26 protein-coding genes, 1 pseudogene and 1 riboswitch are annotated in these 24,315 nt (G+C 63.9%); of the genes and pseudogenes, 21 read left to right on the forward strand and 6 right to left on the reverse strand.

Annotated features, from left to right (window positions below; all coding sequences use genetic code 11):
* Positions 1-74: 74 nt before the first annotated feature.
* The gene (locus K663_RS18635) at positions 75-773 is read left to right on the forward strand and encodes a spermidine synthase (RefSeq protein WP_062121550.1); all 699 of its coding nucleotides are present in this window, start codon (positions 75-77) and stop codon (positions 771-773) included.
* Positions 774-907: 134 nt separating this feature from the next.
* Complete coding sequence (locus tag K663_RS18640) at positions 908-1,537, forward strand: glutathione S-transferase family protein (protein WP_062121551.1); 630 nt, start codon at positions 908-910, stop codon at positions 1,535-1,537.
* Positions 1,538-1,820: 283 nt separating this feature from the next.
* On the opposite strand, the gene K663_RS25155 is transcribed toward K663_RS18640, so the two are convergent.
* Together K663_RS25155 and K663_RS18645 are read right to left on the reverse strand one after the other, a co-directional pair.
* Positions 1,821-1,967: a hypothetical protein gene (locus K663_RS25155; protein WP_158511231.1), complete on the reverse strand. Its 147-nt coding sequence runs from the start codon at positions 1,965-1,967 to the stop codon at positions 1,821-1,823.
* Between the two features lie 37 nt (positions 1,968-2,004).
* Positions 2,005-3,408, reverse strand: a complete 1,404-nt coding sequence (locus tag K663_RS18645) for a helix-turn-helix domain-containing protein (protein ID WP_062121552.1) — start codon at positions 3,406-3,408, stop codon at positions 2,005-2,007.
* Positions 3,409-3,552: 144 nt separating this feature from the next.
* Here K663_RS18645 and K663_RS24700 point away from each other — a divergent pair, with 144 nt between their 5' ends.
* Entirely contained in the window at positions 3,553-3,723 is a 171-nt protein-coding gene (locus K663_RS24700; RefSeq protein WP_201026710.1) for a hypothetical protein, read from the forward strand.
* A 91-nt stretch (positions 3,724-3,814) separates the two neighbouring features.
* Positions 3,815-5,410 (forward strand): isocitrate lyase, encoded by a 1,596-nt coding sequence (locus K663_RS18650; RefSeq protein WP_062121553.1) that lies wholly within the window; start codon positions 3,815-3,817, stop codon positions 5,408-5,410.
* Positions 5,411-5,466: 56 nt separating this feature from the next.
* Here K663_RS18650 and K663_RS18655 read toward each other — a convergent pair whose 3' ends face one another.
* Positions 5,467-5,844, reverse strand: coding sequence for an SDR family NAD(P)-dependent oxidoreductase (locus K663_RS18655; RefSeq protein ID WP_062121554.1), 378 nt, complete (start codon positions 5,842-5,844; stop codon positions 5,467-5,469).
* 205 nt (positions 5,845-6,049) lie between these two features.
* A riboswitch (cobalamin riboswitch) is annotated at positions 6,050-6,297 on the forward strand.
* Positions 6,298-6,518: 221 nt separating this feature from the next.
* On the opposite strand from K663_RS18655, the gene K663_RS18660 reads away from it, so the two are divergent.
* From K663_RS18660 to K663_RS24455, 4 genes are read left to right on the forward strand one after another with little or no spacing between them, the layout of a single operon-like run.
* Positions 6,519-8,645: a TonB-dependent receptor gene (locus tag K663_RS18660; protein ID WP_062121555.1), complete on the forward strand. Its 2,127-nt coding sequence runs from the start codon at positions 6,519-6,521 to the stop codon at positions 8,643-8,645.
* Positions 8,646-8,649: 4 nt separating this feature from the next.
* Positions 8,650-8,934 (forward strand): hypothetical protein, encoded by a 285-nt coding sequence (locus K663_RS24450; RefSeq protein ID WP_062121556.1) that lies wholly within the window; start codon positions 8,650-8,652, stop codon positions 8,932-8,934.
* Positions 8,934-10,454 (forward strand): PepSY-associated TM helix domain-containing protein, encoded by a 1,521-nt coding sequence (locus K663_RS18670; RefSeq protein WP_062121557.1) that lies wholly within the window; start codon positions 8,934-8,936, stop codon positions 10,452-10,454. Before K663_RS24450 ends, K663_RS18670 begins: the two co-directional genes overlap by 1 nt.
* Positions 10,451-10,780, forward strand: a complete 330-nt coding sequence (locus K663_RS24455) for a DUF3325 family protein (RefSeq protein WP_062121558.1) — start codon at positions 10,451-10,453, stop codon at positions 10,778-10,780. Before K663_RS18670 ends, K663_RS24455 begins: the two co-directional genes overlap by 4 nt.
* 30 nt (positions 10,781-10,810) lie before the next feature.
* Here K663_RS24455 and K663_RS18680 read toward each other — a convergent pair whose 3' ends face one another.
* Together K663_RS18680 and K663_RS18685 are read right to left on the reverse strand one after the other, a co-directional pair.
* Complete coding sequence (locus K663_RS18680) at positions 10,811-12,124, reverse strand: sigma-54-dependent transcriptional regulator (protein ID WP_062121559.1); 1,314 nt, start codon at positions 12,122-12,124, stop codon at positions 10,811-10,813.
* The gene (locus tag K663_RS18685; RefSeq protein ID WP_062121560.1) at positions 12,121-13,872 is read right to left on the reverse strand and encodes a sensor histidine kinase; all 1,752 of its coding nucleotides are present in this window, start codon (positions 13,870-13,872) and stop codon (positions 12,121-12,123) included. The genes K663_RS18680 and K663_RS18685 overlap by 4 nt, the downstream gene beginning before the upstream one ends.
* Positions 13,873-14,074: 202 nt before the next feature.
* Between K663_RS18685 and K663_RS18690 the strand changes: the two genes are divergently transcribed.
* Both K663_RS18690 and K663_RS18695 read left to right on the forward strand, forming a co-directional pair.
* Positions 14,075-15,415 (forward strand): dicarboxylate/amino acid:cation symporter, encoded by a 1,341-nt coding sequence (locus K663_RS18690; RefSeq protein WP_083536044.1) that lies wholly within the window; start codon positions 14,075-14,077, stop codon positions 15,413-15,415.
* Between the two features lie 65 nt (positions 15,416-15,480).
* On the forward strand, positions 15,481-16,917 hold the full coding sequence (locus tag K663_RS18695) for an alginate export family protein (protein WP_062121561.1): 1,437 nt from the start codon (positions 15,481-15,483) through the stop codon (positions 16,915-16,917).
* Positions 16,918-16,942: 25 nt separating this feature from the next.
* Here the strand turns inward: K663_RS18695 and K663_RS18700 are convergent, their stop codons facing one another.
* Complete coding sequence (locus tag K663_RS18700) at positions 16,943-17,719, reverse strand: transglutaminase-like domain-containing protein (protein ID WP_062121562.1); 777 nt, start codon at positions 17,717-17,719, stop codon at positions 16,943-16,945.
* Positions 17,720-17,969: 250 nt separating this feature from the next.
* Between K663_RS18700 and yaaA the strand changes: the two genes are divergently transcribed.
* The 11 genes and pseudogenes from yaaA (at position 17,970) to modA (ending at position 24,315) form a co-directional block, all read left to right on the forward strand.
* On the forward strand, positions 17,970-18,722 hold the full coding sequence (gene yaaA / locus K663_RS18705) for a peroxide stress protein YaaA (protein WP_062121563.1): 753 nt from the start codon (positions 17,970-17,972) through the stop codon (positions 18,720-18,722).
* On the forward strand, positions 18,719-19,429 hold the full coding sequence (locus K663_RS18710) for an SDR family NAD(P)-dependent oxidoreductase (protein WP_062121564.1): 711 nt from the start codon (positions 18,719-18,721) through the stop codon (positions 19,427-19,429). Before yaaA ends, K663_RS18710 begins: the two co-directional genes overlap by 4 nt.
* 85 nt (positions 19,430-19,514) lie before the next feature.
* Positions 19,515-19,655 (forward strand): VOC family protein, encoded by a 141-nt coding sequence (locus tag K663_RS25325; RefSeq protein ID WP_158511234.1) that lies wholly within the window; start codon positions 19,515-19,517, stop codon positions 19,653-19,655.
* A gap of 280 nt (positions 19,656-19,935) precedes the next feature.
* Entirely contained in the window at positions 19,936-20,259 is a 324-nt protein-coding gene (locus tag K663_RS18715) for a hypothetical protein (RefSeq protein ID WP_062121565.1), read from the forward strand.
* A gap of 231 nt (positions 20,260-20,490) precedes the next feature.
* Positions 20,491-20,745 (forward strand): annotated as a pseudogene (locus tag K663_RS25160) (pentapeptide repeat-containing protein); the annotation flags it as partial.
* A 142-nt stretch (positions 20,746-20,887) separates the two neighbouring features.
* Positions 20,888-21,535 (forward strand): NAD-dependent dehydratase, encoded by a 648-nt coding sequence (locus K663_RS18730; RefSeq protein ID WP_062121668.1) that lies wholly within the window; start codon positions 20,888-20,890, stop codon positions 21,533-21,535.
* Positions 21,536-21,839: 304 nt separating this feature from the next.
* The gene (locus K663_RS18735; RefSeq protein WP_062121669.1) at positions 21,840-22,055 is read left to right on the forward strand and encodes a hypothetical protein; all 216 of its coding nucleotides are present in this window, start codon (positions 21,840-21,842) and stop codon (positions 22,053-22,055) included.
* Positions 22,045-22,272: a hypothetical protein gene (locus tag K663_RS18740; protein ID WP_062121568.1), complete on the forward strand. Its 228-nt coding sequence runs from the start codon at positions 22,045-22,047 to the stop codon at positions 22,270-22,272. The genes K663_RS18735 and K663_RS18740 overlap by 11 nt, the downstream gene beginning before the upstream one ends.
* Before the next feature lie 117 nt (positions 22,273-22,389).
* Complete coding sequence (locus K663_RS18745; protein ID WP_062121569.1) at positions 22,390-22,575, forward strand: hypothetical protein; 186 nt, start codon at positions 22,390-22,392, stop codon at positions 22,573-22,575.
* A 337-nt stretch (positions 22,576-22,912) separates the two neighbouring features.
* Positions 22,913-23,458 carry a septal ring lytic transglycosylase RlpA family protein gene (locus tag K663_RS18750; protein WP_062121570.1) on the forward strand — a complete coding sequence of 182 codons (546 nt, stop codon included), beginning with the start codon at positions 22,913-22,915 and terminating at the stop codon, positions 23,456-23,458.
* A gap of 92 nt (positions 23,459-23,550) precedes the next feature.
* Positions 23,551-24,315 carry a molybdate ABC transporter substrate-binding protein gene (modA, locus tag K663_RS18755; protein ID WP_062121571.1) on the forward strand — a complete coding sequence of 255 codons (765 nt, stop codon included), beginning with the start codon at positions 23,551-23,553 and terminating at the stop codon, positions 24,313-24,315.

The following is a 24,315-nucleotide window of genomic DNA, read 5'->3' on the forward strand; positions in this document are numbered from 1 at the left end:
GGCTGGCGGCCTGACCGCCGGTTATTTTCGCCCGACGATGGCTTCCGCTTGGCGGCAACAATGGACATTTGCGCATGTTAGCGACGCCCGACGACCGCGCGGCAATCCCGGTCGAGTTGATCGGCACGGCGCATCTTCCTGACGGCGGGCGGCTGCAACTGCTTCGCCGTGGGGACGATTATTCGATCCGCTTCGGTGACAATGAACTGATGGGCAACCAGGTCCGTCATTCCGAAGAAGCGCTCGCGACCCTTGTCTGCGGGCGGCTGTCCCGACCCGATAGCCATATCCTCATCGGCGGACTGGGCATGGGCTTTACGCTGGGCGCTGCGCTGCGATCCCTGCCGGTCACGGCGACGATAACCGTCGCCGAATTGCTGCCGGAAATAGTAGATTGGGCCAATGGCACGCTGGCGCATCTTTTCCACGACTATCTTGCCGACCCCCGCGTCACCGTTGCAATGGCGGACGTCCATGACGTCATCGACAGGGCGGACGGCGCATTTGATGCGATCCTGCTGGATGTCGACAATGGCCCCGATGGATTGATCCACATCGCCAACGAACGCCTTTACTGCAACTGGGGCCTGCGCGCTGCGCATGCCGCATTGAAGCCCGGAGGCATATTGGCGATCTGGTCGGCCTATCCCGATGATGAATTCGTCGGTCGTCTGGAACAGGCGCGCTTCGCTGTGGAAGAGATCAGCGTCCCCGCAATCGTCGATGGCGACGACCTGACCCACACAATCTGGCTCGCCGCCCGGCAGGATTGACAGCGGCCGCGCGGCAGGCCGGTTCTTTTCCAGCGCATAATCCTTCCCGTTCGACATTCAGGGCGTAGCCGCTATCGTTGGACAGTCGTCGGGCCAGGAAATGGCGCGTCGGCGTTTGGCCGAAAGGATTTCCGGTGATTACGCTCCACCACCTCGTATTTTCCCGATCCACCCGCGTCCTTTGGGCGCTGGAAGAATTGGACATTCCCTATGACCTGAAGGTGCACCAACGCACGCCTTCCTTCCGCGCGCCGCCTGAACTGTCAGCCGTGCATCCGCTGGGCAAGGCGCCGGTTATCGAGGATGACGGACTGGTGATCGCGGAGTCGGGCGCGATCCTCGCCTATTTGAACGACCGGTATGGCGACGGCCGCCTGGCCCCGCCAGTCGGCACCCATGCGCGAGTAATGCACGATGAATGGCTGCACTATGTCGAAGGATCTGCGGCAATGCCGGTCATGCTGACACTGATCGGCGGCATGTTTGGCGGGTTGCAGGAAAATCTGGCCGCTTTTGTCGAGCCGGAACTGCATAAGACCCTTGCCTATATCGCGGCGGGTGTCGGCGATGGTCCATGGTTGATGGGGGACGACTTCACGATCGCGGACATTCAACTCGCCTATCTCGTCGCGCTGGCGGACGGGGCGGGGCTGGCCGACGCCAACCCCAATCTATCGGCATATCTGTCTCGCTTGCAGGCGCGCCCGGCGTACCGGAAGGCCATCGAACTGGGCGGTCCGGTAATGCCGTCGCAGACTGCCTAAACTGGGATAGGAGACGGAGCGGTCGGGGCGATGTCATCGGCAAGCCCGCTCGCGATGCCCTGCCGGAATTGGAAGGGCAGGGCTATTACGAACTGCTGGACAAGGTGTGTGAAAGCGGGGAGCCATTTGTCGGCACGGCGGTGTCCGAGCCGAAGCGGCTCCGCGCGCAATCGACCCTTTCTACGCAACCAAGGGCATCGGCAAGGGCACGGGGCTTGGCCTCAGCATGGTTCATGGCCTGACCCCGGACCTGATCGTTACCGACCATCTGATGCCCGGCAGGTCAGGCGGCGATCTGGCGATGGACCTGCGCGGCCGGTGGCCCAATCTGCCGGTTCTGCTCGTTTAGGGCCATGCCGAAGCCGAAGGCGTGGTGGCGGATCTGGTCCGTCTGGTCAAACCGTTCCGGCAGGCCGATCTGGCCGCCCATATCGCGGAGCTGACCGGCGAGTAAGGCTAGCCCCCGATCACACTTGCTGGAAAGGATAGGGTGTCGCGCCTCTCTGATACTGGCTGATGGCGAGGGAGCGGGTGATCGGCGGCAGGGCGCGATCCGGGCAGGCTTCGCGCGGGCAGACATGGCAGGCGGGACCGATAGGGTTGGGCTGATCGGAAAGCAGGTCCGCCGCGACGAGACGGGGCGCATGTTTCACGTCACAGCCAAGGGCGATCGCCTGCACGGACCTGGCTTGCGGATCAAGCGAATGCGGGACCGTGCGCGAGAAGGTGACATAACGCTCTCCATCCGGCATTTCGACAATCTCCGCCACGCTTCTTTCCGGCGTGTGAAAGACGCGCCACGCGGCCCAGCGCGGGCATCCTCCGCCAAATTGCGCCAGCGGCATGCCCTCGCCCGCGAAGCGTTTGGATATGGTGCCGGCAATGTCGACCTTCAGAAGGAAGAAGGGCAGGCCCCGATCCCCGCTGCGCGCCAGGGTCGTCAGCCTGTGCGCGGCCTGTTCATAGGACGCGCCGAAGCGGCGTTGCAGCAGGTCCATGTCATAGCGGCTTTCCTCCGCCGCCTTCAGGAACCGGCCATAGGGCATGATCAGCGAAGCGGTCGCATAGTTGGTCAGCATGGTGCGCAGCAAGGGACGGGCTTCGTTGTCGGGCGCGGCTCGTTCGATGATCTCCGCAATGGGCTGCGCCATTTCCATCATGCTGGTCTGGAAGCCTACCGCGAAGAGGCGGCCAGACCCCGGCAGCCGATCGGAGATCATGAGCCGCCGCCTGTGGAAATCGTAGAATCGCCGTCCGCCCGCCATCGCCTTGTCATTCATGATGCGGGTGGAGATTCCATGGTCCCGCTCCAGCCGCTGCCGCAGGGCGACGAACAGTTCGGCAGGCTCATCGGGCAGTGCATCGGCCAGCTTTTCCGCGGCGCTGTCGAGCGAGGCAAAGTGATTGCTGTTTTCATGCACGAAATCACGCAGCCAATCGAGAGCGGTGCCGGTGCGGGAATGGCCGCCAATCTGGTTGATCGCCTCTGGTAGACGCCGCAGATCGGTAATCGCGCGATAGAGCCGCGTGATCGCTTCGGTCGCGCCGGGATAATTCTCGGCAATTTCATTCACCTCGTCGCGCGGGACGCCGATGTCGCGGACAAGTGTATCGGCAAAGATTTCCATGAGACCGCCAGCCGTGTCCGGTTGGCTTCCTGACACAAATTCACGAATGTCGATGTCATAGGTCTGCGCGAACCGCAGCAGCATCTGGGCGGAAAGGGGCCGCTGGTTGCGCTCCAGATGATTGAGGTAGCTGGGGCTTACGCCCAGTTCCTCAGCCATCTGCGATTGATTGAGGCCCAGTTCGCGGCGAAGCAGCCGCAATTTGGGTCCGAGGTAGAGTTTGCGGTCGACGGGCATCTTCATGAAAGACACTCTGTCAAATCTTCACAAACATATCAATGTCAATTGTGACTTTACAGCCCTTATAGCTGTTCCGCTGTCGGTGAAGATGCGTCACTACCGCTCCATAGCCTTTCACAGGCGATTGAGGCATGAGGAGCCGCAGACATGAATAATGAACAGCCACGCGCTCGCGCGGTTTTTTCGACAGAGGACTTCTCGCTGCTCCGCGAGGCTGTCGGCCATTATCTGAGCGAGATCAGGGACAAGCCCGAATCGATCAAGTTCGCCCATCTCTATCACCGGCTGGGACGGGTGGCGCCGAGCGAGAAGGCCTGAACGGTCAAAGCGGAATGAAGACAGGATGAAGGCGGAAGCGGGTGCTTCCGCCTGAGGGGGTGCGCCTCCAATTGAAACGAAGGAATGGTAAATGACCTATCAGGGTGAGGTCGCTGCGGCGGCGGAGATGATCGAGAATAATGGCGCGCCCTGGAGCGCGATTGACGCGGAAGCCGTCGTGCGCATGCAGTTGCAGAACCGGTTCCGCACCGGGCTGGACATCGCCCGCTATACCGCCGCCATCATGCGGCAGGACATGGCGGCCTATGATGCCGACCCGGCGGCCTACACGCAGTCGCTCGGCTGCTGGCACGGCTTCATTGGCCAGCAGAAGCTGATCAGCATCAAGAAGCATTTCGGATCGACCAAGGGCAAGTATCTCTATCTTTCGGGATGGATGGTCGCAGCGCTGCGCAGTGAATTTGGCCCGCTTCCCGACCAGTCGATGCACGAGAAAACCAGCGTACCCGCGCTCATCAGCGAGCTTTACACATTCCTGAAGCAGGCGGACGCCCGCGAGCTTGGCATGATGTTCCGTGACCTCGACAAGGCGCGCGAAACCGGGAACGAGGTCGAGGCCCAGCGCCTTTCCCACGCCATCGAAAATTACGAATCGCATGTCGTGCCGATCATCGCGGATATCGACGCGGGTTTCGGCAACGCTGAGGCGACTTATCTGCTGGCCAAGAAGATGATCGAAGCAGGCGCCTGCGCGCTTCAGATCGAAAATCAGGTGTCCGACGAAAAGCAGTGCGGGCATCAGGACGGCAAGGTCACCGTGCCGCATGAGGACTTCCTGGCGAAGATCCGTGCGTGCCGCTACGCCTTCCTGGAGCTGGGTGTCGAGGACGGCATCATCGTCGCTCGCACGGACTCGCTGGGCGCGGGGCTGACCAAGCAGATCGCCTTCGTTCGTGAGAAGGGCGACCTGGGCGACCAGTATAACAGCTTCCTTGATTGCGAGCCGGTGACCACCGACACGGCGAAGGATGGCGACGTGCTGATCGTGCGCGACGGGCAGATGATGCGTCCCAAGCGCTTGCCTTCAAACCTCTATCAGTTCCGGGAAGGCACGGGCGCGGACCGCTGCGTCCTCGACTGCATCACGTCCTTGCAGAATGGTGCCGACCTGTTGTGGATCGAAACCGAAAAGCCGCATATCGAACAGATCGCGTCGATGGTCGATCGCATCCGGGAAGTCGTCCCCAACGCGAAGCTGGTGTATAACAACTCGCCATCCTTCAACTGGACCCTCAACTTCCGCCAGCAGGTCTATGACCGCTGGGTCGAAGAAGGCCGGGACGTCGCCGCTTATGACCGCGCAAAGCTGATGAGCGTCGATTATGACCAGTCGGAACTGGCTGCCGAAGCTGATGAGAAGATCCGCACCTTCCAGAGGGATGCGGCGGCGCGCGCCGGTATCTTCCACCATCTGATCACGCTGCCTACCTATCATACGGCGGCGCTCAGCACCGACAATCTCGCCAAGGAATATTTCGGCGATGCCGGAATGCTGGGTTATGTCGCCGGGGTGCAGCGGAAGGAAATCCGCCAGGGCATCGCCTGTGTGAAGCATCAGAATATGTCGGGTTCCGACATTGGCGATGATCACAAGGAATATTTCGCGGGCGAAGCGGCGCTGAAGGCAGGCGGCGCGCACAACACGATGAACCAGTTCGCTGCATGACGGCTGGCGGCCCTGACTTGCGCATGACGCTTGTCAGGGTCGCCTGCCTCGTTGGTTTAAACGCGGAAGCCGCCCAAAACCGAAATATGCTGGCCGGTCACATAGGCAGCTTCCTCTGAAGCGAATAACACGCAGGCATGGCCGATTTCCTCTGCCGTGCACCAGCGTTTCAAGCACAGCAGGCGATAGGTATTGTCCACCCACCGCTGGTCGATCTGGCCAAGCTCGATGAGTTCGTGCAGCTGGCTCGCGTCGATCACACCGACCAGCACGGCACTGGCGCGGATGCGGTAACGGCCCTCTTCCTTGGCGACGCCCTTTACCAATTGTTCGTTCGATGCCTTGACGGCGACCCACATGCGGTCGCGGGCGGGCCACCAGCCATGCCCGGCCGATCCAAACGTCACGAAACTGCCGCCGCCCTGATCGCGCATGTGCGGCACCACCGCCTGCACTACGGCAAAAAAAAAAATCCGTGGACTTCGACGTCGCAGGCGTGACGCCGCTACCATAAGCCGCAAAGGCTTTGTCTAATGGCATCGACATGAACAACGGGGGAAAGGCCCCGGACATCTCCTTCCCCTCCCCGCCTCTTGCAGTGCCATGCCGTCCGCTGTATCGGGTCGGCCGTCCGGGAAACCGGACACAGATCGCGCCGGTGTCCCGAAAGGGGCTTAATAGGGAACGCGGTGAAGGTGGCGGACGCTGCCTGAATCCGGGGCTGTCCCTGCAACTGTAAGCGGTGAGCGCGATGTACATGCGCGGCGGGCACAGCGCCCATGCCGCCAGCCACTGGGCCGGACGCTAAATCCTGCGAGGCCTGGGAAGGCCGTGCATCGACGTGATGACCCGTGAGCCAGGAGACCTGCCGGCGTCTGGTCGCTCTTGCTTTGGTCCAGGGGATGGCCGGGGCACGGTGAACTCCGTCTGAGCGACGCACGAGCGGCAGGGGCCGCAACGCCGGGCCTCCGGTGGTCGCGTTCGCGCGCCCGCCCTCCGGCGTCGCAACCGTTTCGGTACGTTGCCGATGCGGAACCTACCGTTCGTAACTTGAAGCTCATGCCGACGACCGAGCAGGCGGCGGCATTCACGAACGGGGGAATGACATTTGAACCGCATCCTATTGTCCGCTCGCCGCCTGCTGCCTGCTGGCGCGTCCATCCTCGCGCTGGCGCTGGCCATGCCGGTCCATGCCGCCGATGACGCGCCAACCGATGCCGACAGCATCGTCGTCACCGCGCAAAAGGCTGGCGTGCTGCAACTCGCCCAGCCTGCCGAAGCATCCAGCCGCCTCGGCCTTACCCCCATGCAGACGCCCGCCAGCGTGGATGTCATCACGAAAGATATGATCCGCAGCCTGGGCGACCGCACGGTCGTCGCGGCGGCGGCGCGTGCGCCCGGCATCATCAACAACACATCGGCCTTCGGCTTCTCGCTCAGTTCGCGCGGTTTCACCGGCTATACCTCGGTGATGCAGCTCTATGACGGGATGCGCGTCTATACCACGACGACGCAGACCTTCTCGGCCGATCCGTGGATGGCCGAGCGGGTCGAGGTGCTGCGTGGCGCGGCGTCGGTCCTCTATGGCGAAGGCGGGATCGGCGGCGCGATCAACGTCGTGCGCAAGCAGCCGAACACCGAAGGGATGGAAGGCGAGGTCCGCCTGAGCGCCGGGTCGTTCGACACCTATGCCGCCGCCGGGGGCGTTGGCGGGCCGATCAACGACCAGTTCTCCTACCGCATCGACGCGAGCTATAACCGCTCCGGCGGCTGGATGGACCGGGGCCGTTCGCGCAGCCTCGCCCTCTCTGCGGCGCTCCGCTACCAGCCGACAGACAATCTGGTGCTGACGCTGAGCCATGACCGCGCCGATACCGACCCGACCGTCTGGTACGGCACGCCGCTGCGCGACGGAAAGCTGGTGCGCGACATTGCGCGGAAGAATTATAATATCGCCGACCGCAGCCTGCGCTTCGACGACGCATGGACCCAGGCGAAGATCGAATGGAGCCCATCGGACGACCTGACGATCACCAACGTCACTTACTATCTGACCGGGTTCAAACATTGGCGCAATGCGGAAAGCTATGCCTGGACGGGGGACCAGATCCGGCGTTCCAGCTATCTGGAGATTTTCTACGATACCAAACAGTTGGGCAACCGGACCAACGCCGTCTATCAGCATAAGCTGTTCGGCCTCGATCACCGGTTCAGCCTTGGCGGCGAATATAATGTCGGCAGGCTGGAACGCGCCGACAGTTCACCCAACAGCCAGTCCGACCTGATCGACCCCTATGACCATAAGCCCGGCGTCTTTCTGGATGGCGCATTCGGCACGCGCTACAAATATCATACCGATGTCGAACAGTTCGCCCTGTTCGGCGAAAGCCGCCTGTCCTTCACCGACAGCCTGTCGCTGGTAACCGGCCTGCGGCATGATCGCCCGCTGACCAAACGTCACGACGCGCTCGATCCGACGATGGACTATCGCGCGACCTATCCCAGCACCAGTTGGCGCGCGGGTCTGGTTTATCAACCGGCCGAAAGTCTGTCCCTCTATGCCCAGTATTCCGCCGCCGCCGACCCGGTGACGGCATTGCTGACGGCGTCGCTGGCGCAGACCGATTTCGACCTGTCGACCGGAAAGCAGTGGGAAGCAGGCGTCAAGACGACCTTCCTTGGCGGCAGGGGCGAATTCACCCTGTCGGGCTACAGGATCGTGAAGAAAAAGATCCTGACCCGTTCGGCCAATGATCCCACCCTGTCGGTGCAGGTAGGCCAGCAATCCTCCTACGGCGTGGAGGCGTCGTTCGGCCTCGCCGTAACGAAGCAGCTCAACATCCTGGCCAACGGCACGATCCTGAAGGCGAAATATGACGACTTCGCCGAACTGGTCGGGACCGATCTTGTCAGCCGGGACGGCAACATGCCCATCGGCGTGGCGGAAAAGGCGGCGAACCTCTGGCTGTCCTGGGGACCGATCGATCCGCTGCATTTCGACGCCGGACTGCGCCATGTCGGCGAACGCTATTCCGACGCTGCAAACACGCGGCGGATACCGTCCTACACGTTGGTGGACGCGTCGGCCCGATATGACATCGGGAAAAGGACGAGCGTCACGCTCAACCTGCGCAACCTGTTCGACACGCTCTATGTCCAGAACAGCTATTCCACCTCGCAATGGGTGCTGGGCGAGCCGCGCAGCATCGCGCTGACATTCGACCAGCGGTTCTGATCCCATGGCGCGCAGGAAGGCAGCGAAAACGGCATGGCGCGCGGTCCTCCCGCGCGTACTGGCGGCCAGCATCGGGGCCTATGCGGTCTGCTACGCCTGGATCAGCGCGCTCGTGCTGATCCTGCCCATGGACAAGGTGGACGCCAATATCCTCGCCACCAATGCCGCCTTCCTGCTGTTCGTCGGCATCATTCTGCGCAGCTTCGCCATTCGCAGCGTCACGCGTCTCTGGCTGGAGATTGCAGGCGCGACGGCGCTGCCCGCCGTCACCATCCTGGGAGTCATGTGATGAAGGACGCTTTGCGGCAATCCATGGCATGGCTTCACACCTGGCTGGGCCTGCTTTTCGGATGGGTGCTGTTCGGTATCCTGCTGACCGGATCGCTTGCGGCTTTCTACACCGAACTCAATCTGTGGGCCGCACCGGAAGTCCGCGCGCCGATCCATATCGACCGCGCTCATGCCGTCGAAATGGGGCGCAATTATCTGACGCGTCACGCCCCGGACGCGAAGCGGTGGCGCATCGTCATCCCGACGCCGCGCGAACCGATCCTGCGCCTCGTCTGGACGGACAGCGACGGCAAGGCGACCACTCACAGGCTCGACCCGCAATCGGGCGCGCAGATCCCGCGTGACATGGACGCGGGCTTTTTCTTCATGCGTTATCATTATACGTTGGGGATCAGCCGGTCGGACAGCCCGGTCGGCTTCCTGATCGTCGGCGCGGCGGGCCTTGCGATGCTCGCCGCCTGCATCAGCGGCATCATTATCCACAAGCGCATCTTCCGCGACTTCTTCACCTTTCGTCCGCGCGCGTCGCGCCAGCGCGCATGGATGGACATGCACAATATCCTGTCGGTGCTGCCGCTGCCCTTTCACATGATGATGGCCTATACCGGCCTTGTCCTCGTCTATTATGCTTATATCCCCGCCGGGGTCGCCATGCTTTACGCTGGCGACAGCAAAGCCTATCAGCGCGATGCGGCCATGTCCGTCTATACCGATGTGCAGACCGCCCCCGGCCCGTCCCGCAGAACGACCAACCTCATGCCTCTGGTGAAGCGGGCGGAAAGCGCATGGGGCGGCGGTCCCGCGGTCAACATCTACATTACCCATCCCGACCGCGCCAATGCGGCTGTCGAGATATGGCGTCAGCGCGACGACCGCATCGCCAGCTTTCCCGCTCGCGTCGCGTTCGACGGTGTGTCGGGAAAGACGCTGCGCGTGCTGACGAAACGGTCCCCGGCGCGGGATGCACAATCCTTCCTGGCGGGTCTGCACTTCATCGAATGGGGCGGCGCAACCGCGCGCTGGCTCTATTTCACCACTGGCCTGATGAGCGCGGGCATGGTCGCCACCGCGCTGGTCCTTTTCATCACCAAGCGCGAAGGCCGGCGGGCAACGCCATCCCCCTTCCTCTCCATGGCAAGGACAATCACGGTCGCGGCAGTGGCGGGCAACATCATCGCCTGCGCGGCCCATCTGCTGGCGGAGCGCATCGTGCCAGTGGACGCGCTCGACCGCAGGTCGATGCTGGCGGGCTGCTATTTCTTGTCCTGGCTTGCCTGTCTCTGTCACGCGAGCATCCGGCCCTACGCGTCGGCCTGGACAGAACAGCTGGCGATCGGCGGCCTCCTCGCCCTCGCCCTGCCGCTCTCCAGCTGGATCGTGGGCATCGGCCTGCCCGTCACGACCATGCGGGGCGACTGGATCCGCGCTGGCGGCGACCTGACGATGCTGGCCATCGGCATGGGCCTGCTTACCGGCGCGTGCCTTGTCTTTCGTCGCAGCCGGGCGACACCGGCATGACCAGCGCGCTTTTCATCAGCCTCGCCATCGCAAGCTCCGCCTTTTCCCTCATGCGCCTTTCATTGGGGAACGGCACGCGCGACACCATCGGGATCAAGCTGCCGGGATCGGTCAGGTCGCGCCGCTGGACGGCGGTGTGTCTTTTGACCCTATCGGCAATGATGTGGAGCCTTGGCGCGGCGGCCATCCCGATCGGCCTCGTCACATGGCTGTTCAGCGTTTCGGCCCTAGCCGCATTGCCGCTGATACTCTTGTGGCCATACCGCCCTCGCTCAGCGATCATCATGCCCCCCATCGCCTTTGCGATTGCGGGCCTGTTGTTCTGAAAGCCTGGCAGACGACGCCACGCTGCCGGTCTATCTATAGTCGCCAATGTCTATGCCATGGCGGTTGAGCTTGTCGTAGAATGTCTTGCGGGGCAGATGCAGCGCCGCCATCGCCGACCGCGCGTCGCCCTTTACGCGCTCCAGCACCTGACGGATGACGGACGCCTCATAATGATCGACCCGTCGGCTGAGCGGCAGGCCGGCGTCCTGCTCCACATCGTCGGCCTCCATGCCCAGCAGGATGCGCTTGGCGTAATTGGCCAGTTCGCGCACATTGCCGGGCCAGTCATGCGTGGTCAGCCTCGCCCGCACGGCGGGGCCGACTTCGGGCGCCTGCCGCCCCAGCTGGTCGGCCGCCTGATGCAACAGATAGCCAAATAATAATGGAATATCCTCGCGCCGGTCGCGCAGGGGCGGAATGCGCAGTCGCACCATGTCGAGCCGATAGAGCAGGTCCGCGCGAAACCGCCCCTCCGCAACGCTGCTGTCGATGCCGGGCTTCGCTGCGGCGATGACCCGCACGTCCAGCGGTTGCGGCTGCTCCGCGCCGACCGGATGAATTTCTCGTTCCTCCAGCACGCGCAGCAGCGCCCCCTGCAACCGCGCCGGACTGCTTTCGATCTCGTCGAGGAACAGCGTCCCGCGATGGGCGCGGGCGATGCGCCCGGATTGCGTCAGCTGGGCGCGCCCCTCCTGCCCGAACAGGTCCGCTTCGGCGATCGTGTCGGGAAGGGCCGCGCAGTTGATCGCGACGAAGGGACGCCCGCGCCGATGGCTCCAGCGGTGCAGCAAGGTCGCGACAAGCTCCTTTCCTGTCCCCGTTTCCCCTTCGATCAACACATCGACGTCCGCGTCGGCAATCTGCCGCATATGTTCGCGCAGGCGCACCATGGCGGCGCTTTCGCCGATCAATGGTTCACCCCCTGCGCCTTCGTCGGCTGCGGCGCGCAAGCGCCGATTGTCGAGCACCAGCGTCCGCATCTCCAGCGCACGGCGCGCCGCCGCGATCAGGTGATCGGTGGCGAAGGGCTTGGCGATGAAGTCGAACGCGCCCTGCTTCAGCGCCGACACCGCCATCGCGATGTCGCCATGCCCGGTCATCAGGATCACGGGTATCTGGTGGTCGATAGCGGAGATACGGCGAAACAGCTCCTGCCCGTCCATGCGCGGCATGCGAATGTCGGAAATGACGGCTCCCGCAAAGCTCGCGTCGAGCTGCCCCAGCGCTTCCCCCGCATCGGCAAAGCACCGGACAGGCAGGTCGGCCAGATCGAATGACTGCGCCAGCGCGGTGCGCAACGCGTCATCGTCGTCGATCAGCAGCAGATGCGGCGTATCGCTCATGCCTTCACCAACGTCATGCGAAACACCGTATGCGGTTCGCCAGCGACCAGATCGAGCGCCCCGCCAAACTCCACCATGATGTCCCGCGCGATGTGGAGGCCAAGGCCAAGGCCGCCGTGCTTTGACGTCGCGAAGGGCATGAACAGATCGTCGCGCAACGCCGGATCGATGCCCGGCCCGCTGTCCCGCACGTCGAGACACAGCCGGTCCCCGCTGTCGGTCAGCGTCACCATGACCCATGCGTCCGCATCGCCGCTGACGGCGTCGAGCGCATTATTCAGAAGGTTGATCAGCACCTGTTCCAACCGGACGCGCCCGGCGCGCACCATCACGCCGGGGTCCACATCGGGCAAGGTCAGCCGGACGCCCGCGCCCCGGAAACGGTCTGCGATCAACAGGCGCACGCCCTCCATCGCCTGCACCAGCGGCACGGGACCGATCTCTCCCACGCCGCGCCGGGCAAAGCGCCGCAGTTGCGCGGTGATGCTGCCGATCCGGTCGGTCATGGCGACGATCTCGCGCAGGTTGGCGCTGGCCGTTTCGGGCTTTTGCCGCTCCAGGAACAGTCCGGCATTTTCCGCAAAGGTGCGAATGGCGGCGACAGGCTGGTTGATCTCATGCGCCACGCCGGCAGAAATCGTGCCCAAAGTGCCCAGCCGGTTGGCATGGGCCAGTTCTTCGCGCGCCTGGCGATAACGCCGGTCGGCGCGGCTGCGGGCCTCCATTTCATGGCCCAGCGCCTCGGTCCGCAGCGCCACTTCGCGTTCCAGCCTTTCGCGATCCCGCACGGCGCGCCGCCTGCGGGCCATGAACCACCCAAGGATCGCGCCCAGCAACGCCAGGAAGATCGCGAATAGCATGGTAGCGATCCGCGTCCGCTGCCGCACCGCCGCCAGCGCGTCGCCGATCGGCGCGACCTCGTAAAGCCGCCATCCCGGAACCGGGGCGGGCAGATCGGCGACAATGGCCTCGCCCGCGCCGCGCAGACGGGCGCTGCCATCCGCGTTCAGGGTCAGGCCCACCGGCGTCAGCGGCGCGCCACCGAATTGCAGCGCGTCCTGAATCTGGCGGCGCAGGGCGGGTGACACCGGCTTTAGCGCCAGGAACCGGCGCGCAGGATCGCTGCTTAGCAACAGGATGCCATTATGGTCCGCCACGAACGTCCATGTCCGCCCATCCGCCCATGCCCGTTCGATCGCGTCGAACTCCACCTTGACGACGATGACGCCCATCGGTCCATCCCGGCCATCGACCCGCCGGGCAAGATAAAGGCCCGGACGGCGGCTGACGGTGCCCAGCGCAAAATATTCGCCACCACCCCTGCGCCAGCCCAGCTGGTAATAGGGACGGAAGGCATAATTCTGTCCCACGAAACTGTCGGGATTGCGCGCATTGGAGGCGGCGATGGTGCGCCCCGTCGCATCCAGGATGAAGATGGCGGCCGCCCCCGTCTTTCCCGTCAGCAGCGCCAGCTTGTCATTGAGCGCCATGTCGGCGCGGCCAGACCGTAGTGCATCGCGCAGGTCGGAATATTCGCCCAGCACGACCGGGATCAGCCGGAACTTCTGCAACTCCGATTCCAGCAACCTCAGGCGCGCGCGCGCCTGCGAACTGACGTCCTCGCGTTTGTCCTCGATCAACGTCCGGCGCGCCTGCTCCTCGTAACGCACCGCAAAGGCCCAGCACGCCGCGACGCCCACCACCAGCAGGATGAGCATCGACCAGAAAGGGAATCGCCGGACGGCCATTTGTGTGGATTATCACACAATCCATAATCCCGCGATGTGGAAAGCCGCACCGATTTGCGGCCCTGCTGTCGGTATTTCGATCAAAAATACTTCAACAACAGTTGGTTATAAAAATATCCTTTCTCCATTGTTTCCATCGCATGAAAGCGCGACCCTGCACAATCGTTGGTAGCCATAGCCGACCTTGGAGATGGAGCGTCGCATGATCAGCCAGAATTTCGCCTCCGGCCCGACGCCATCCATCAAACGGCGATGGACGTCGCAGCTCTATGTGCAGGTGCTGATCGCGATTCTGGCGGGCGCCATCCTGGGCCATTTCTGGCCCGCCCATGGTGAAGCGCTCAAACCGCTCGGCGACGCGTTCATCAAACTGGTGAAGATGATCATCGCGCCGGTCATCTTCCTGACGATCGTCACGGGCATCGCGGGCATGAAGGAACTGGGATCGGTGGGCCGGGTCGCGGGCAAGGCCTTTGCCTATTTCCTGACCTTCTCCACATTGGCGCTGATCGTCGGCCTGATCGTCGCCAACGTGGTTCAGCCCGGTGCGGGCATGAATATCGACCCCGCAACGCTCGACGGCGCCGCGGTGGCCGACTATGCGGCAAAGGCGCATGAATCGACGCTGACAGGCTTTCTGCTGGACGTCATTCCATCGACGCTGCTCGGCGCGTTTACCAGCGGCAACATCCTTCAGATCCTGCTGATCGCCATATTGTTCGGCATCGCCATCAGCCTAGTGGGTGAACCCGCCCAGCCGATCGTGCAGTTCATGGAGCGGCTCAGCCTGATCGTGTTCAGGCTGGTGGCCATCCTGATGCGCGCCGCCCCCATCGGCGCATTCGGCGCCATTGCCTTCACCATCGGCAAATATGGTATCGGCAGCCTTGCGAACCTGGGCGCGCTGGTGGCGACCTTCTACCTTACCTCCCTGCTGTTCGTGATCGTCGTGCTGGGCACGGTCGCGCGCCTTTGCGGCTTTTCGATCTTTCGCCTGCTGCGCTATCTGCGGGCCGAACTGCTGCTGGTGCTGGGCACATCCTCGTCGGAAGCGGCGCTGCCCAACCTCATCGACAAGATGGAGCGGGCCGGGTGCGAAAAGTCGGTCGTCGGGCTGGTCGTGCCGACCGGCTACAGCTTCAACCTGGACGGCACCAACATCTACATGACGCTCGCCGCGCTGTTCATTGCGCAGGCGACCGGTGTGGAGCTGACCCTCTGGCAGGAAATCCTGCTGCTTGCGGTCGCCATGCTTTCGTCCAAGGGCGCAGCTGGCGTGACCGGCGCGGGCTTCATAACCCTGGCGGCGACGCTCTCCATCGTGCCGACCGTGCCGGTGGCGGGCATGGCACTGATCCTGGGCGTCGATCGCTTCATGAGCGAATGCCGCAGCCTTACCAACTTCATCGGCAATGCCGTGGCGACCATCGTCGTCGCCCGATGGGAAGGCGCGCTTGACCGGCAGATGCTGGACGACGCGCTGGCTGGCCGCGTGGCTGAAGACCCCGAACAGGAATCGGCCCCCACGCTCGCTGCCGCCTGATCTCGTCCTGAAATAAGCAAGGAAGGGCGCGCCCCAAGAGGACAGCGCCCTCCGCCGGAGAGGAAATGATGTCTCCACGCCCAATCCTGGGATTGGCGGCGCTCGCCTGTGCGACGCCCGCCTTCGCGAACACCCCCGCGCCCGACTATCCGGCCGCCGCGCGGGGCGACGGCCCCATCAACGGCTACAACCTCTCCCGCTGGGCGGAGGACTGGAGCATCTATCGAGATCCGGCCAGGCGCGACGACTTTCTCGACCGGCTGAAATATCTCCCGCTCGACGACGATGGAGACATCTATCTTACGCTCAGCGGAGAAGCGCGGGTCCGCATGAACCTCACCAGCAACCCGCAATTGATCGAGGGGCCGGAACAACGGCAGGACATCGTCCGGCTGGTCGCTGGCGCCGACCTGCATGTGGGCGACCATCTGCGCTTCTATGGAGAAGTCGCGCATGGCAGCATCAACGGAAAGAATATCGGGACGCCGGCGGGCACGCTCAACAACCGCTTCGTGCGCCAGCAATATTTCGCCGAAGCCACGGGCCGGGTCGCTGGTGTCGATGTCGGCGTTCGCTACGGTCGCCAGGAATTTACCGATGGCCCCAACCTGCTGATCTCGCAGCGCGACAACAACACCATCCGCTTCGTCCTCAACGGCGTGCGCGGCTGGGCGCGGACCCCCACGATGCGCGCGACGATATTCGACTTTGAAACGACCGATCTGGGCAATGGCGGCCTTGGCGACGACGTGCCCGACAAGAACCGCCGGTTCAGCGGCATTTCGGCTGGCTTCGTCCTGCCCCAACATTGGCTGGGCGGGTCAAGGCTGTTCTTCGACCCCTTCCTCTGGCGGCGGCGCAATCGTGTCGGCACCTGGGGCGGCATAGTCGCGCCCGCGGTCCGCCATTATGCCGGTGCGCGGCTGTGGGGCGATGTGGGACGCTTGGCCGTCGACTGGACGCTGGTGCATCAATATGGCGAGTTTCAGGACCGGCCGATCAAGGCATGGCAGGCTTTCTTCGCGCAGAACTGGCGGCTGGGCGAGGACAAGGCTGCTCCACGGATCGGCATCCACATGGATTATGGCAGCGGCGGCGGCGGATATGACAAAGGCACGCTGCGCAATGCCTACGCCCCCTATGGCAACAATGTCTATTTCAGCTACGGCCTGTTCCTGACCGCCACGAACCTGATCGCCGTCGCGCCCAATGTCACATTCAACCCCGCCAAAAATCTGCGCGCGTCACTGGAATATCAGTTCACCTGGCGCGACGATCAGCAGGACGCCGTCTATCGCGCCAACTACGCCCCCTATGTCGGCACTGAACTGGTCGCGGGCAAGGCAGTCGCCCGGCTTGCCCGCGCGCAACTGATCTACAGCATCGCGCCGCGCCTGACGCTGACCGCCCGCGCCGAATATCTCGGCGCGGGGACGGTGCTGCGTCGCGCTGGCTACACCGACGCCACTTTCCTGGGAACCTGGCTCAGCTTCCGATTTTGATCCGCCGACGCAACCTGGCCAGCCGTCACGCGCGTTCGACGGTCACCGATTGCGCGTTGAACTTCACCTCGCCGAACGCCGTCAGAAAGGCGACGTCGGCGGCGTCCCGCCCCACGCCGATCTTCACCATGTCGGCCTCTCTCGCCATGCCGGTCGGATCGACCAGATGCCATTCGCCGCCCAGGAACACTTCCGCCACCGCATGGAAATCGGGCGGATCGACGCCCAGCGCGTAAACGCTGGCGATACGCGCGGGGATGCCCTCCGCTCGGGCAAAGGTGATCAACAGATGGGCATAGTCGCGGCATACGCCCTTGCGCATGATGAAGCTGTCGGCGGCCGTCGTGTCGCTATTGCTTGATCCGGGCGCATAACGCAGGTGATCGTGTATCCAGTCGCGCATCGCCACAACCATCGCGCCCCCTTCCAGCCCGGCGAAGGTGCCATCCACGAAGTCATGGAACCGATCGGCCGGGCAATAACGCGACGGCATCAGATATTGGACCGTTTCCCCCGGCAACTGGTGCAGCGGAACACGATCCAGCTGGCCGCACGGCGTCAGGATGCGGTTGATGGCCACCGTCGCGCGATAATCGACGATCAGCCTGTCTTCGGCGCGCACCCATATCCGCTCGCCCACGCCGTCCTGCGCCGCGACGCTGGCCACATGCGCGCACGGCGACAGGTCCAGCGACTGCGACTCCACCTCCTGCTCGGGAATCTGCGCGGCTTCCAGCTGAAGCAGGATGTCCATCGGCCGCGTCAATTCATAGTCGAGATGCACGGCGATCGAGAGCGTCATCAATCATCCTTTTGACAAAGGTTAAGGGTGCCCGAACCGGGCATCGGAAAACAGGAAAGCAAATGGCCGCGAACGTCGCGCAAGCGGGACGATTACCACCGCCCAAGGTTCCTTGAAAGAAGCGCCATGCACGCGCCGGACCGAAAAGTTTTCGCGCGCCTTAGCTCCCTTGGTCCGATGCGACGCCGCAGGCATCCCCCGGCACGCGGACGGTTTGACGCCCGCCCCCGCTAAGGCTACCGCCGCCGCCATGATCGCCCTGCTTTCCCCCGCCAAGACGCTAGACTTTGAGCGCCCGCTTCCCCCGCTCGAAGCATCGACGCCGCATTTCGCGCAGGAAGCGCGCACCCTTGCGCGTTCGGCGGCCAATCTGACGCAGAAACGGCTGTCGGAACTGATGCATATCTCCTCGCGCCTCGCCAAGCTGAATGCCGATCGGTTCCGCGACTTTGACGATCTGCCCGAACGGCCCGCGCTCTTCGCCTTTGCCGGGGACGTCTATACCGGTTTCGAAGTGGACACGCTCGATCAGGCGGGTGTCGCCTTCGCGCAGGATCATGTCCGCATGCTGTCGGGCCTTTACGGCCTGCTGCGCCCGCTGGACGCCATCCGCCCCTATCGCCTGGAAATGGGCACGCGCTGGGCGCCGCGTCACAAAAGCCTGACCGACTGGTGGGGCGACCGGATCGCGCAACTGCTCCGGGATCAGTTGGCGGAAGAAGGATCGGGCGTCATCCTCAACCTCGCCAGCCAGGAATATTTCGCCGCCGTCAAGGACAGGCTGGCCGGCATAAGGGTGATCGATGTCGATTTTCGCGAACCCGGCCCCAACGGCCCCCGTTTCGTCAGCTTCAACGCCAAGCGCGCGCGGGGCATGATGGCGCGCTGGCTGTGCGAACATCACATTACGGACGTAGAGGCGATGCGCGGTTTCGACAGCGACGGCTACCGCTTCGATGCCGATGAAAGCGAAGCGGACCGCTGGCGCTTCACCCGGATATGAGCGGGCCCGCCACGTCATCCGCCGTCATCATCGGCGCATCCGGCGGGATCGGCGGAGCATTGGAGGCTGCGCTGATCGAGGAAGACGCTTTTGCGGTGGTGCATGGCTTCGCACGGTCGCGAAACGGCGCGCAGCATCTCGACCTGCTCGACGAAGCCAGCATCGCAGCCGCCGCCGCGCATGTCGCCACCGGCCCCGCGCCCAGCATGGTGATCGTCGCCACGGGCCTGCTCCATGCCGGGGAACGCGGCCCCGAAAAGGCCCTGCGCGATCTTGATCCCGACTGGCTGGCGCAGCTTTACGCCGTCAACGCCATCGGCCCAGCGCTTGTCGCCAAGCGTTTCCTGCCAATCATGCCCCGGCAGGGCCGAACCGTGTTTGCGGCGCTGTCGGCGCGGGTGGGGTCGATCGGCGACAACCGCCTCGGCGGCTGGCACGGCTATCGCGCGTCGAAGGCCGCGCTCAACATGCTGGTCCGCACCCTCGCGATAGAGGAACGCCGCCGCAACGACCGCGCGATCGTCGTGGCGCTGCATCCCGGCACCGTCAATACCGCCCTGTCACGCCCCTTCCAGGCCAATGTCCCCGATGGCCGCCTGTTCGATGTCGAACGCGCTGCCCTGCAACTGCTGGACGTGATCGAAGGGCTCAAGACGCCCGACAGCGGCAAGCTCTTCGATTTTCAGGGCGACGAAGTCCCGTTCTGAACGGGAAGGCTGGCTCCCCCGGTCGCGGTTCTCTACGAAGCTGATTCTGAAATACCGATGATGGAACGCGCGGCGGCGCGCGACGGTGCAATATGGCCTCGTACATCTCTCCATTTACGTCGATGACATCGACGCCTGGGCGGCGCGCATCGTTCAAGCGGGCGGGACAGTCCATGAAGAAACCCGTGCCCATTTCGCCGCGGGCGCCCGAATGGCGTGCGGGTAGAGCTATATCAAGCTGCGCGCCCAGATGCTCCGGGTTTCAGGAGGCAATGCGATAGCCCGACAGATCAATATCGCGCAACGCATCGCGGGCGGTGGGATAATTATCTGGATTATCAGCCATGATCTCTCCTGTACCCCCTCTCCCTGAACGGCGCGTCCAAACCGAGAATGGCGGCGCGCACGGCCGCATTCCCCGGCTTGCCGCCGCTCGTCGCAAATCGATTGACGTCGCGCCAGCCGCCGGGGAATAGCTCGATCAAAGGGATCAGGGGGTGCGGCCAATGAAGTTCGGTATGGCAATGTCGGTGTTGGCGGCCTGTGCCGCGCTTGCGCCATCGGCGGCGCTTGCGGACGACCCACGCGACCCGTCGATGCAGAGCGCGCAGGCGCGGGCGCGCGACCGGGCGATCATCAAGCGGATGAACCAGCAGCAACTGGCCTATGTCCGCGAACGCGACGCCAGGATCATGAATGATTATCGCCAGGCGCGCAGCGGCGGCGATGGATATGCCAATGCGCGCCGCGAACATGCGCGCGACATGGCCGAATGGCGGCGCGCCGTGGCCGCCTGCAATGCGGGCCGCTGGGAATATTGCGATAACTGACGCCAACGGGCAGATCCTTCGCGATCAAACGCTGGACCGCGAGGCGCCCCAACGCCTTGGAGGCCCCCATTCGCTGATCCAATGCGACCTTGCGGAGGGGGGCTTTTCCTATGTGGATCTGTCAGATTGGTCGTTCGACCGCTGCAATCCGCGGCAGGCGGATTTCAGCAGGGCCACGCTGGAGCGCACGCGCTGACAATCATGCCGGGCGGCGGTTGCGGAGCTGACGGCATGCGATCTTGCCGACGCTGCCTTCCTTGCCAGCGATTTCGACAGTGCGTCCTTCAAACGCGCGACGCTGGAAGCCGCGCGTTAGAACAGTGCAAGCTTGCCGGCGCTGACCTGACCGACCTGCGCGCCATCAACCTCCGTCTCGATGAAACGCTGCTGATCGACGCCAAGCTGCCGGGCCTCTCTTTTTACCGGACGACGGTGAACCGCATCGACCTGTCGCAGGCCGATCTTCGGAAATGCGACTTCCGGCAGGCGAGCTTCATCAAATCCAGCCTGCGCGGAGCCGATCTGGGCGACCTGCGCCTTGTCGATGCCACCCTCTTTCGCGGCGCGAGACGAGCCGGTCAGGCTCAGCCGACTTATCCCTGCTCCTGTCATGCGCTATGGGACGGACATGACGAAAATCCTTCTCGCAGGCGCAACGGGGCTGGTCGGCGGCGAAGCGCTCGCCCTGATGCTGGCCGACGATCGCGTAAGCCAGCTTGTCGCCCCCACCCGCCGGCCCCTCCCGCCGCATCCGAAACTGAACAATCCGCTGACCGACAGCAACGCCTTACCGTCCGACGCGCCGTGGTGGGCCGTCGATGGCGTCGTCTGCGCCATCGGGACCACGCGGGCGAAAGCCGGCTCGGCCGCCGCCTTTCGCGCAATCGATCGTGACTATGTTCTGGCCATCGCCCGGCACGCACGAGCTGCGGGTGCGCGCCGCTTCGCCCTTACTTCCTCAATGGGCGCAAATCCGCGCTCCCCGCTGCTCTATTCAAGAACAAAGGGCGAGGTTGAAGCAGGAATATCCCGGCTCGGATTCCCTTCCCTCACCGTCGTTCGTCCCGGCCTGCTCGGCGGGCGGCGCGATGAACACCGTCCGATGGAACAGGCGATGGAAAGGCTGCTGCGCATCGCGGCCCCCATCCTCCCCCCTGCGGCCCGCATCAGTCCGGCGATCACCGTCGCGCATCTGCTTGTCGAAGCCGCACTGACCGACCCGGACGGCACGCGGATCATTTCCTCTGGGGACATCGCCCGGATGCGCCACCGCTGATATCGCCTGACCGCACGGCCATCGCACTCCGCATCCCACGCATCGCTGTCAGGGAAACGGTGCATCAACGGCGTCAACTGCCAGGAAAAGCGTTCCGCCTTCCATATCCGCGCCAGCGCCCGTCCCAGCCGGGGCCGCGCCCCGGTGCTGCATCCATCAGGTCGCGGGCCTGTCCCCCGCCGCCATGCTGGACGAGCGCGCATTGCTGGAAGCACCCCGCCTATTTCTCCCGCTTCTTCGCCCGCCATACCGGCACGGCCCCGCCCGACTGGCGCGCCGCCAAGGGCCGGGCTATCAACAGCGGATGAGCGAGGACATCCGCCACATTCTCGACCGGCTGCGCAGTCCGCCCGCCAATGTCGTCGCGCGCGCCCGCCGCATGGTGGAAGCCTATGTGCCCGAAGAACGGCGCGGCCCCGGCTGGGACCGGCACTGGCGCGAGCTGGAAGCCTATCTTGAACTGCCTGGCCGCTGGATCGGCCCGGAAAATGCGACGATGAAAGCCGAAGATGACAACTGACCGACTGACCGACCTTCTCGTCGCCCGCCTGGTGCGCGACCATGGCCGGAGCAAGCATCATTGGCGCAAGGCGATCGGCCCGGTGCGCCTCTACAGCCGCGCCACCCACCCCCATTGCAACTGGGCGATCATCCCGACCGGATCGGTCCAGGAGATCGCCCTTATCGAAACGCTGATGGATGACTTGCGCATGCGCCACCCACTGCTCAGCGCCTAACCAGTCACTCCCCGTTCGCCCTTTCCCCAAAGCTCAAGCCGATTTTTGCCATTGTGACACAGCGGCTTGGCACCAGATGGCCTCTGCATCGTTATCGAAAGTCAGGAGGGGCCTTGAATGGACACCCATGACCATATCGTCGCAATCGGACTGTTGACTGAGGATGACGTTCAACGACTAGGCGCGAATTTTTCCCGGCTCTTTCCGGTGCCAAGGGATGGCGCCTTCGATGATCTGATCAGGGCGATTGACGAGGCGGAACAGCAAAGGGATTTACAAAAGAATCCACGCACCAAGACATAGTTAGGCGACCTCCCATCAAAAGCCTTCCTGCAGCTATTGGGTCCGGCTGTATGCCTTCGGCTTATGGTGGTCGGGGCAGCCGGACCCGGACCCGCAGGATTTGTGGAACCTGCGGAAGCCGTTGGTTCCCCGGGCGCCAGCGACTGACAACCATCATATACCGTGCTCTTTCGCCCGCCAGTGCGCTTTGTGCTGGCGGGCGACGATTAGGAGCAATGGCTCCTTCCCCTTTCGGAGGATTGACGCCAAACCAAAGCTATCCCCATGAAATCGCCAGCTAACGCTTTATGGCGAGAGGCAGTTGTACTGCCCCGCTCCGTCGCGGTAAGGGGCGGCCATGCCAGTATTTCACCGCCTTGTGCCATTAATGTTGCTGGGCCTCGCGGCCTGCGCCTCGTACCAGCCCGTATCGGATACGCCTGTCCGGGTCGGCCGGCCTTATACGATACGCGGCACGACTTACGTGCCTGCGGAACAGCCCGGCTATGATCAAGTCGGCTATGCAAGCTGGTACGGACATGAGTCTGGCAACCGCACCGCGCGTGGAGAGAAATTTCGCCCGGGTTGGATCAGCGCGGCGCACCCGACGCTGCCGCTGCCTTCCTATGTCGAGGTGACGGAACTGACCAATGGCCGCACCCTGCTCGTCCGCGTCAACGATCGCGGCCCGTTCGCCCAGGGCCGGATAATCGACCTGTCGCGCGGCGCGGCGAAGTTACTGGGCATCGAGCGGCAGGGGCAGGCCGCCGTACGCGTCCGCCTGGCCAAATCGGACGAAAGGGATCGCAAGCGGCTACGCAAGGGCAAGCCCGCGGCGCAGCGGCCATCCCTGACAGGCGAAGCGCTCGCGACACAACGGCGGAGGCTCCCGTCGCCCCGATGACAGTTTCTGGCTTTGCTGCGGCGGCAATTAGCCATCGCCTTCGCGCATAAGCGCTGTATAGGGACATATATACCCGTCAGCTGGACATTCTCATGAGCCGCGTTCTTTCGCTTCTGATCGTACTGCTCAGCGCTGTCATGGCTCAGCCTGCTTCGGCACGTGAGCGCGGCCCACTTGTGCTGGCGGCCGCAAGCCTTCAAGAGGCGTTGACCGCAGCTGCCGATGCCTGGGCGGTCCAGGGCCACACCCTCCCCATATTGTCCTTCGCCGCATCGTCCGCCCTCGCTCGTCAGATTCAGGCGGGTGCGCCCGCCGACCTCTTCCTGTCCGCCGACGAACCATGGATGGATGCCATCGCCGCCAAGGGACTGGTCAGACGCGGCACGCGCGTTTCGCTGCTGACCAATCGCCTTGTCCTGGTCGCGCCAGCGGCCAGCAAGGGCAGGCTAACGATCCGGCGCGGCTTCCCGCTGGCGCGCGCGCTTGGCGCAGGTCGGCTGGCGATGGCCGATCCGTCAAGCGTGCCAGCGGGCAAATATGGGAAAGCGGCGCTTGCCGCCCTTGGGGCCTGGCCTGCCCTTTCGAACCGGATCGCGGCTGCCGAAAATGTTCGGGCGGCGCTCGCCATGGTCGAACGGCGGCAGGCGCCATATGGCATTGTCTATGAAACCGACGCTCGCGCCACCCGGGCGGTGCGGATCGTCGGTATTTTCCCTGCCGCCAGTCATCCTCCAATCACCTACCCATTGGCGCTGCTGACGCGCTCAACCCATGCGGAAGCAGAAGGCTTCCGGCGGTTCCTGCTCTCACCCAAGGCCAAGGCGATCTTCCGCCGCTACGGCTTCGGCGCGCGGTAA

Origin of the sequence: Sphingobium sp. MI1205, from assembly GCF_001563285.1 — a bacterium.
GTDB lineage: Bacteria > Pseudomonadota > Alphaproteobacteria > Sphingomonadales > Sphingomonadaceae > Sphingobium.

Coding starts and splice junctions, on each gene's coding strand:
- K663_RS24455 (WP_062121558.1), top strand. CDS start 10,451: ATGACCAGCGCGCTTTTCATCAGCCTCGCCATCGCAAGCTCCGCCTTT.
- K663_RS24450 (WP_062121556.1), top strand. CDS start 8,650: ATGGCGCGCAGGAAGGCAGCGAAAACGGCATGGCGCGCGGTCCTCCCG.
- K663_RS18695 (WP_062121561.1), top strand. CDS start 15,481: ATGATGTCTCCACGCCCAATCCTGGGATTGGCGGCGCTCGCCTGTGCG.
- K663_RS18735 (WP_062121669.1), top strand. CDS start 21,840: ATGAGCGAGGACATCCGCCACATTCTCGACCGGCTGCGCAGTCCGCCC.
- K663_RS18745 (WP_062121569.1), top strand. CDS start 22,390: ATGGACACCCATGACCATATCGTCGCAATCGGACTGTTGACTGAGGAT.
- K663_RS18730 (WP_062121668.1), top strand. CDS start 20,888: ATGACGAAAATCCTTCTCGCAGGCGCAACGGGGCTGGTCGGCGGCGAA.
- K663_RS18715 (WP_062121565.1), top strand. CDS start 19,936: ATGAAGTTCGGTATGGCAATGTCGGTGTTGGCGGCCTGTGCCGCGCTT.
- K663_RS18740 (WP_062121568.1), top strand. CDS start 22,045: ATGACAACTGACCGACTGACCGACCTTCTCGTCGCCCGCCTGGTGCGC.
- K663_RS25155 (WP_158511231.1), bottom strand. CDS start 1,967: ATGGGCGGCCAGATCGGCCTGCCGGAACGGTTTGACCAGACGGACCAG.
- K663_RS18650 (WP_062121553.1), top strand. CDS start 3,815: ATGACCTATCAGGGTGAGGTCGCTGCGGCGGCGGAGATGATCGAGAAT.
- K663_RS18655 (WP_062121554.1), bottom strand. CDS start 5,844: ATGCGCGATCAGGGCGGCGGCAGTTTCGTGACGTTTGGATCGGCCGGG.
- K663_RS18690 (WP_083536044.1), top strand. CDS start 14,075: ATGATCAGCCAGAATTTCGCCTCCGGCCCGACGCCATCCATCAAACGG.
- yaaA (WP_062121563.1), top strand. CDS start 17,970: ATGATCGCCCTGCTTTCCCCCGCCAAGACGCTAGACTTTGAGCGCCCG.
- K663_RS18635 (WP_062121550.1), top strand. CDS start 75: ATGTTAGCGACGCCCGACGACCGCGCGGCAATCCCGGTCGAGTTGATC.
- K663_RS18680 (WP_062121559.1), bottom strand. CDS start 12,124: ATGAGCGATACGCCGCATCTGCTGCTGATCGACGACGATGACGCGTTG.
- K663_RS18685 (WP_062121560.1), bottom strand. CDS start 13,872: ATGGCCGTCCGGCGATTCCCTTTCTGGTCGATGCTCATCCTGCTGGTG.
- K663_RS18700 (WP_062121562.1), bottom strand. CDS start 17,719: ATGACGCTCTCGATCGCCGTGCATCTCGACTATGAATTGACGCGGCCG.
- K663_RS18645 (WP_062121552.1), bottom strand. CDS start 3,408: ATGAAGATGCCCGTCGACCGCAAACTCTACCTCGGACCCAAATTGCGG.
- K663_RS18670 (WP_062121557.1), top strand. CDS start 8,934: ATGAAGGACGCTTTGCGGCAATCCATGGCATGGCTTCACACCTGGCTG.
- K663_RS18750 (WP_062121570.1), top strand. CDS start 22,913: ATGCCAGTATTTCACCGCCTTGTGCCATTAATGTTGCTGGGCCTCGCG.
- modA (WP_062121571.1), top strand. CDS start 23,551: ATGAGCCGCGTTCTTTCGCTTCTGATCGTACTGCTCAGCGCTGTCATG.
- K663_RS18710 (WP_062121564.1), top strand. CDS start 18,719: ATGAGCGGGCCCGCCACGTCATCCGCCGTCATCATCGGCGCATCCGGC.
- K663_RS24700 (WP_201026710.1), top strand. CDS start 3,553: ATGAATAATGAACAGCCACGCGCTCGCGCGGTTTTTTCGACAGAGGAC.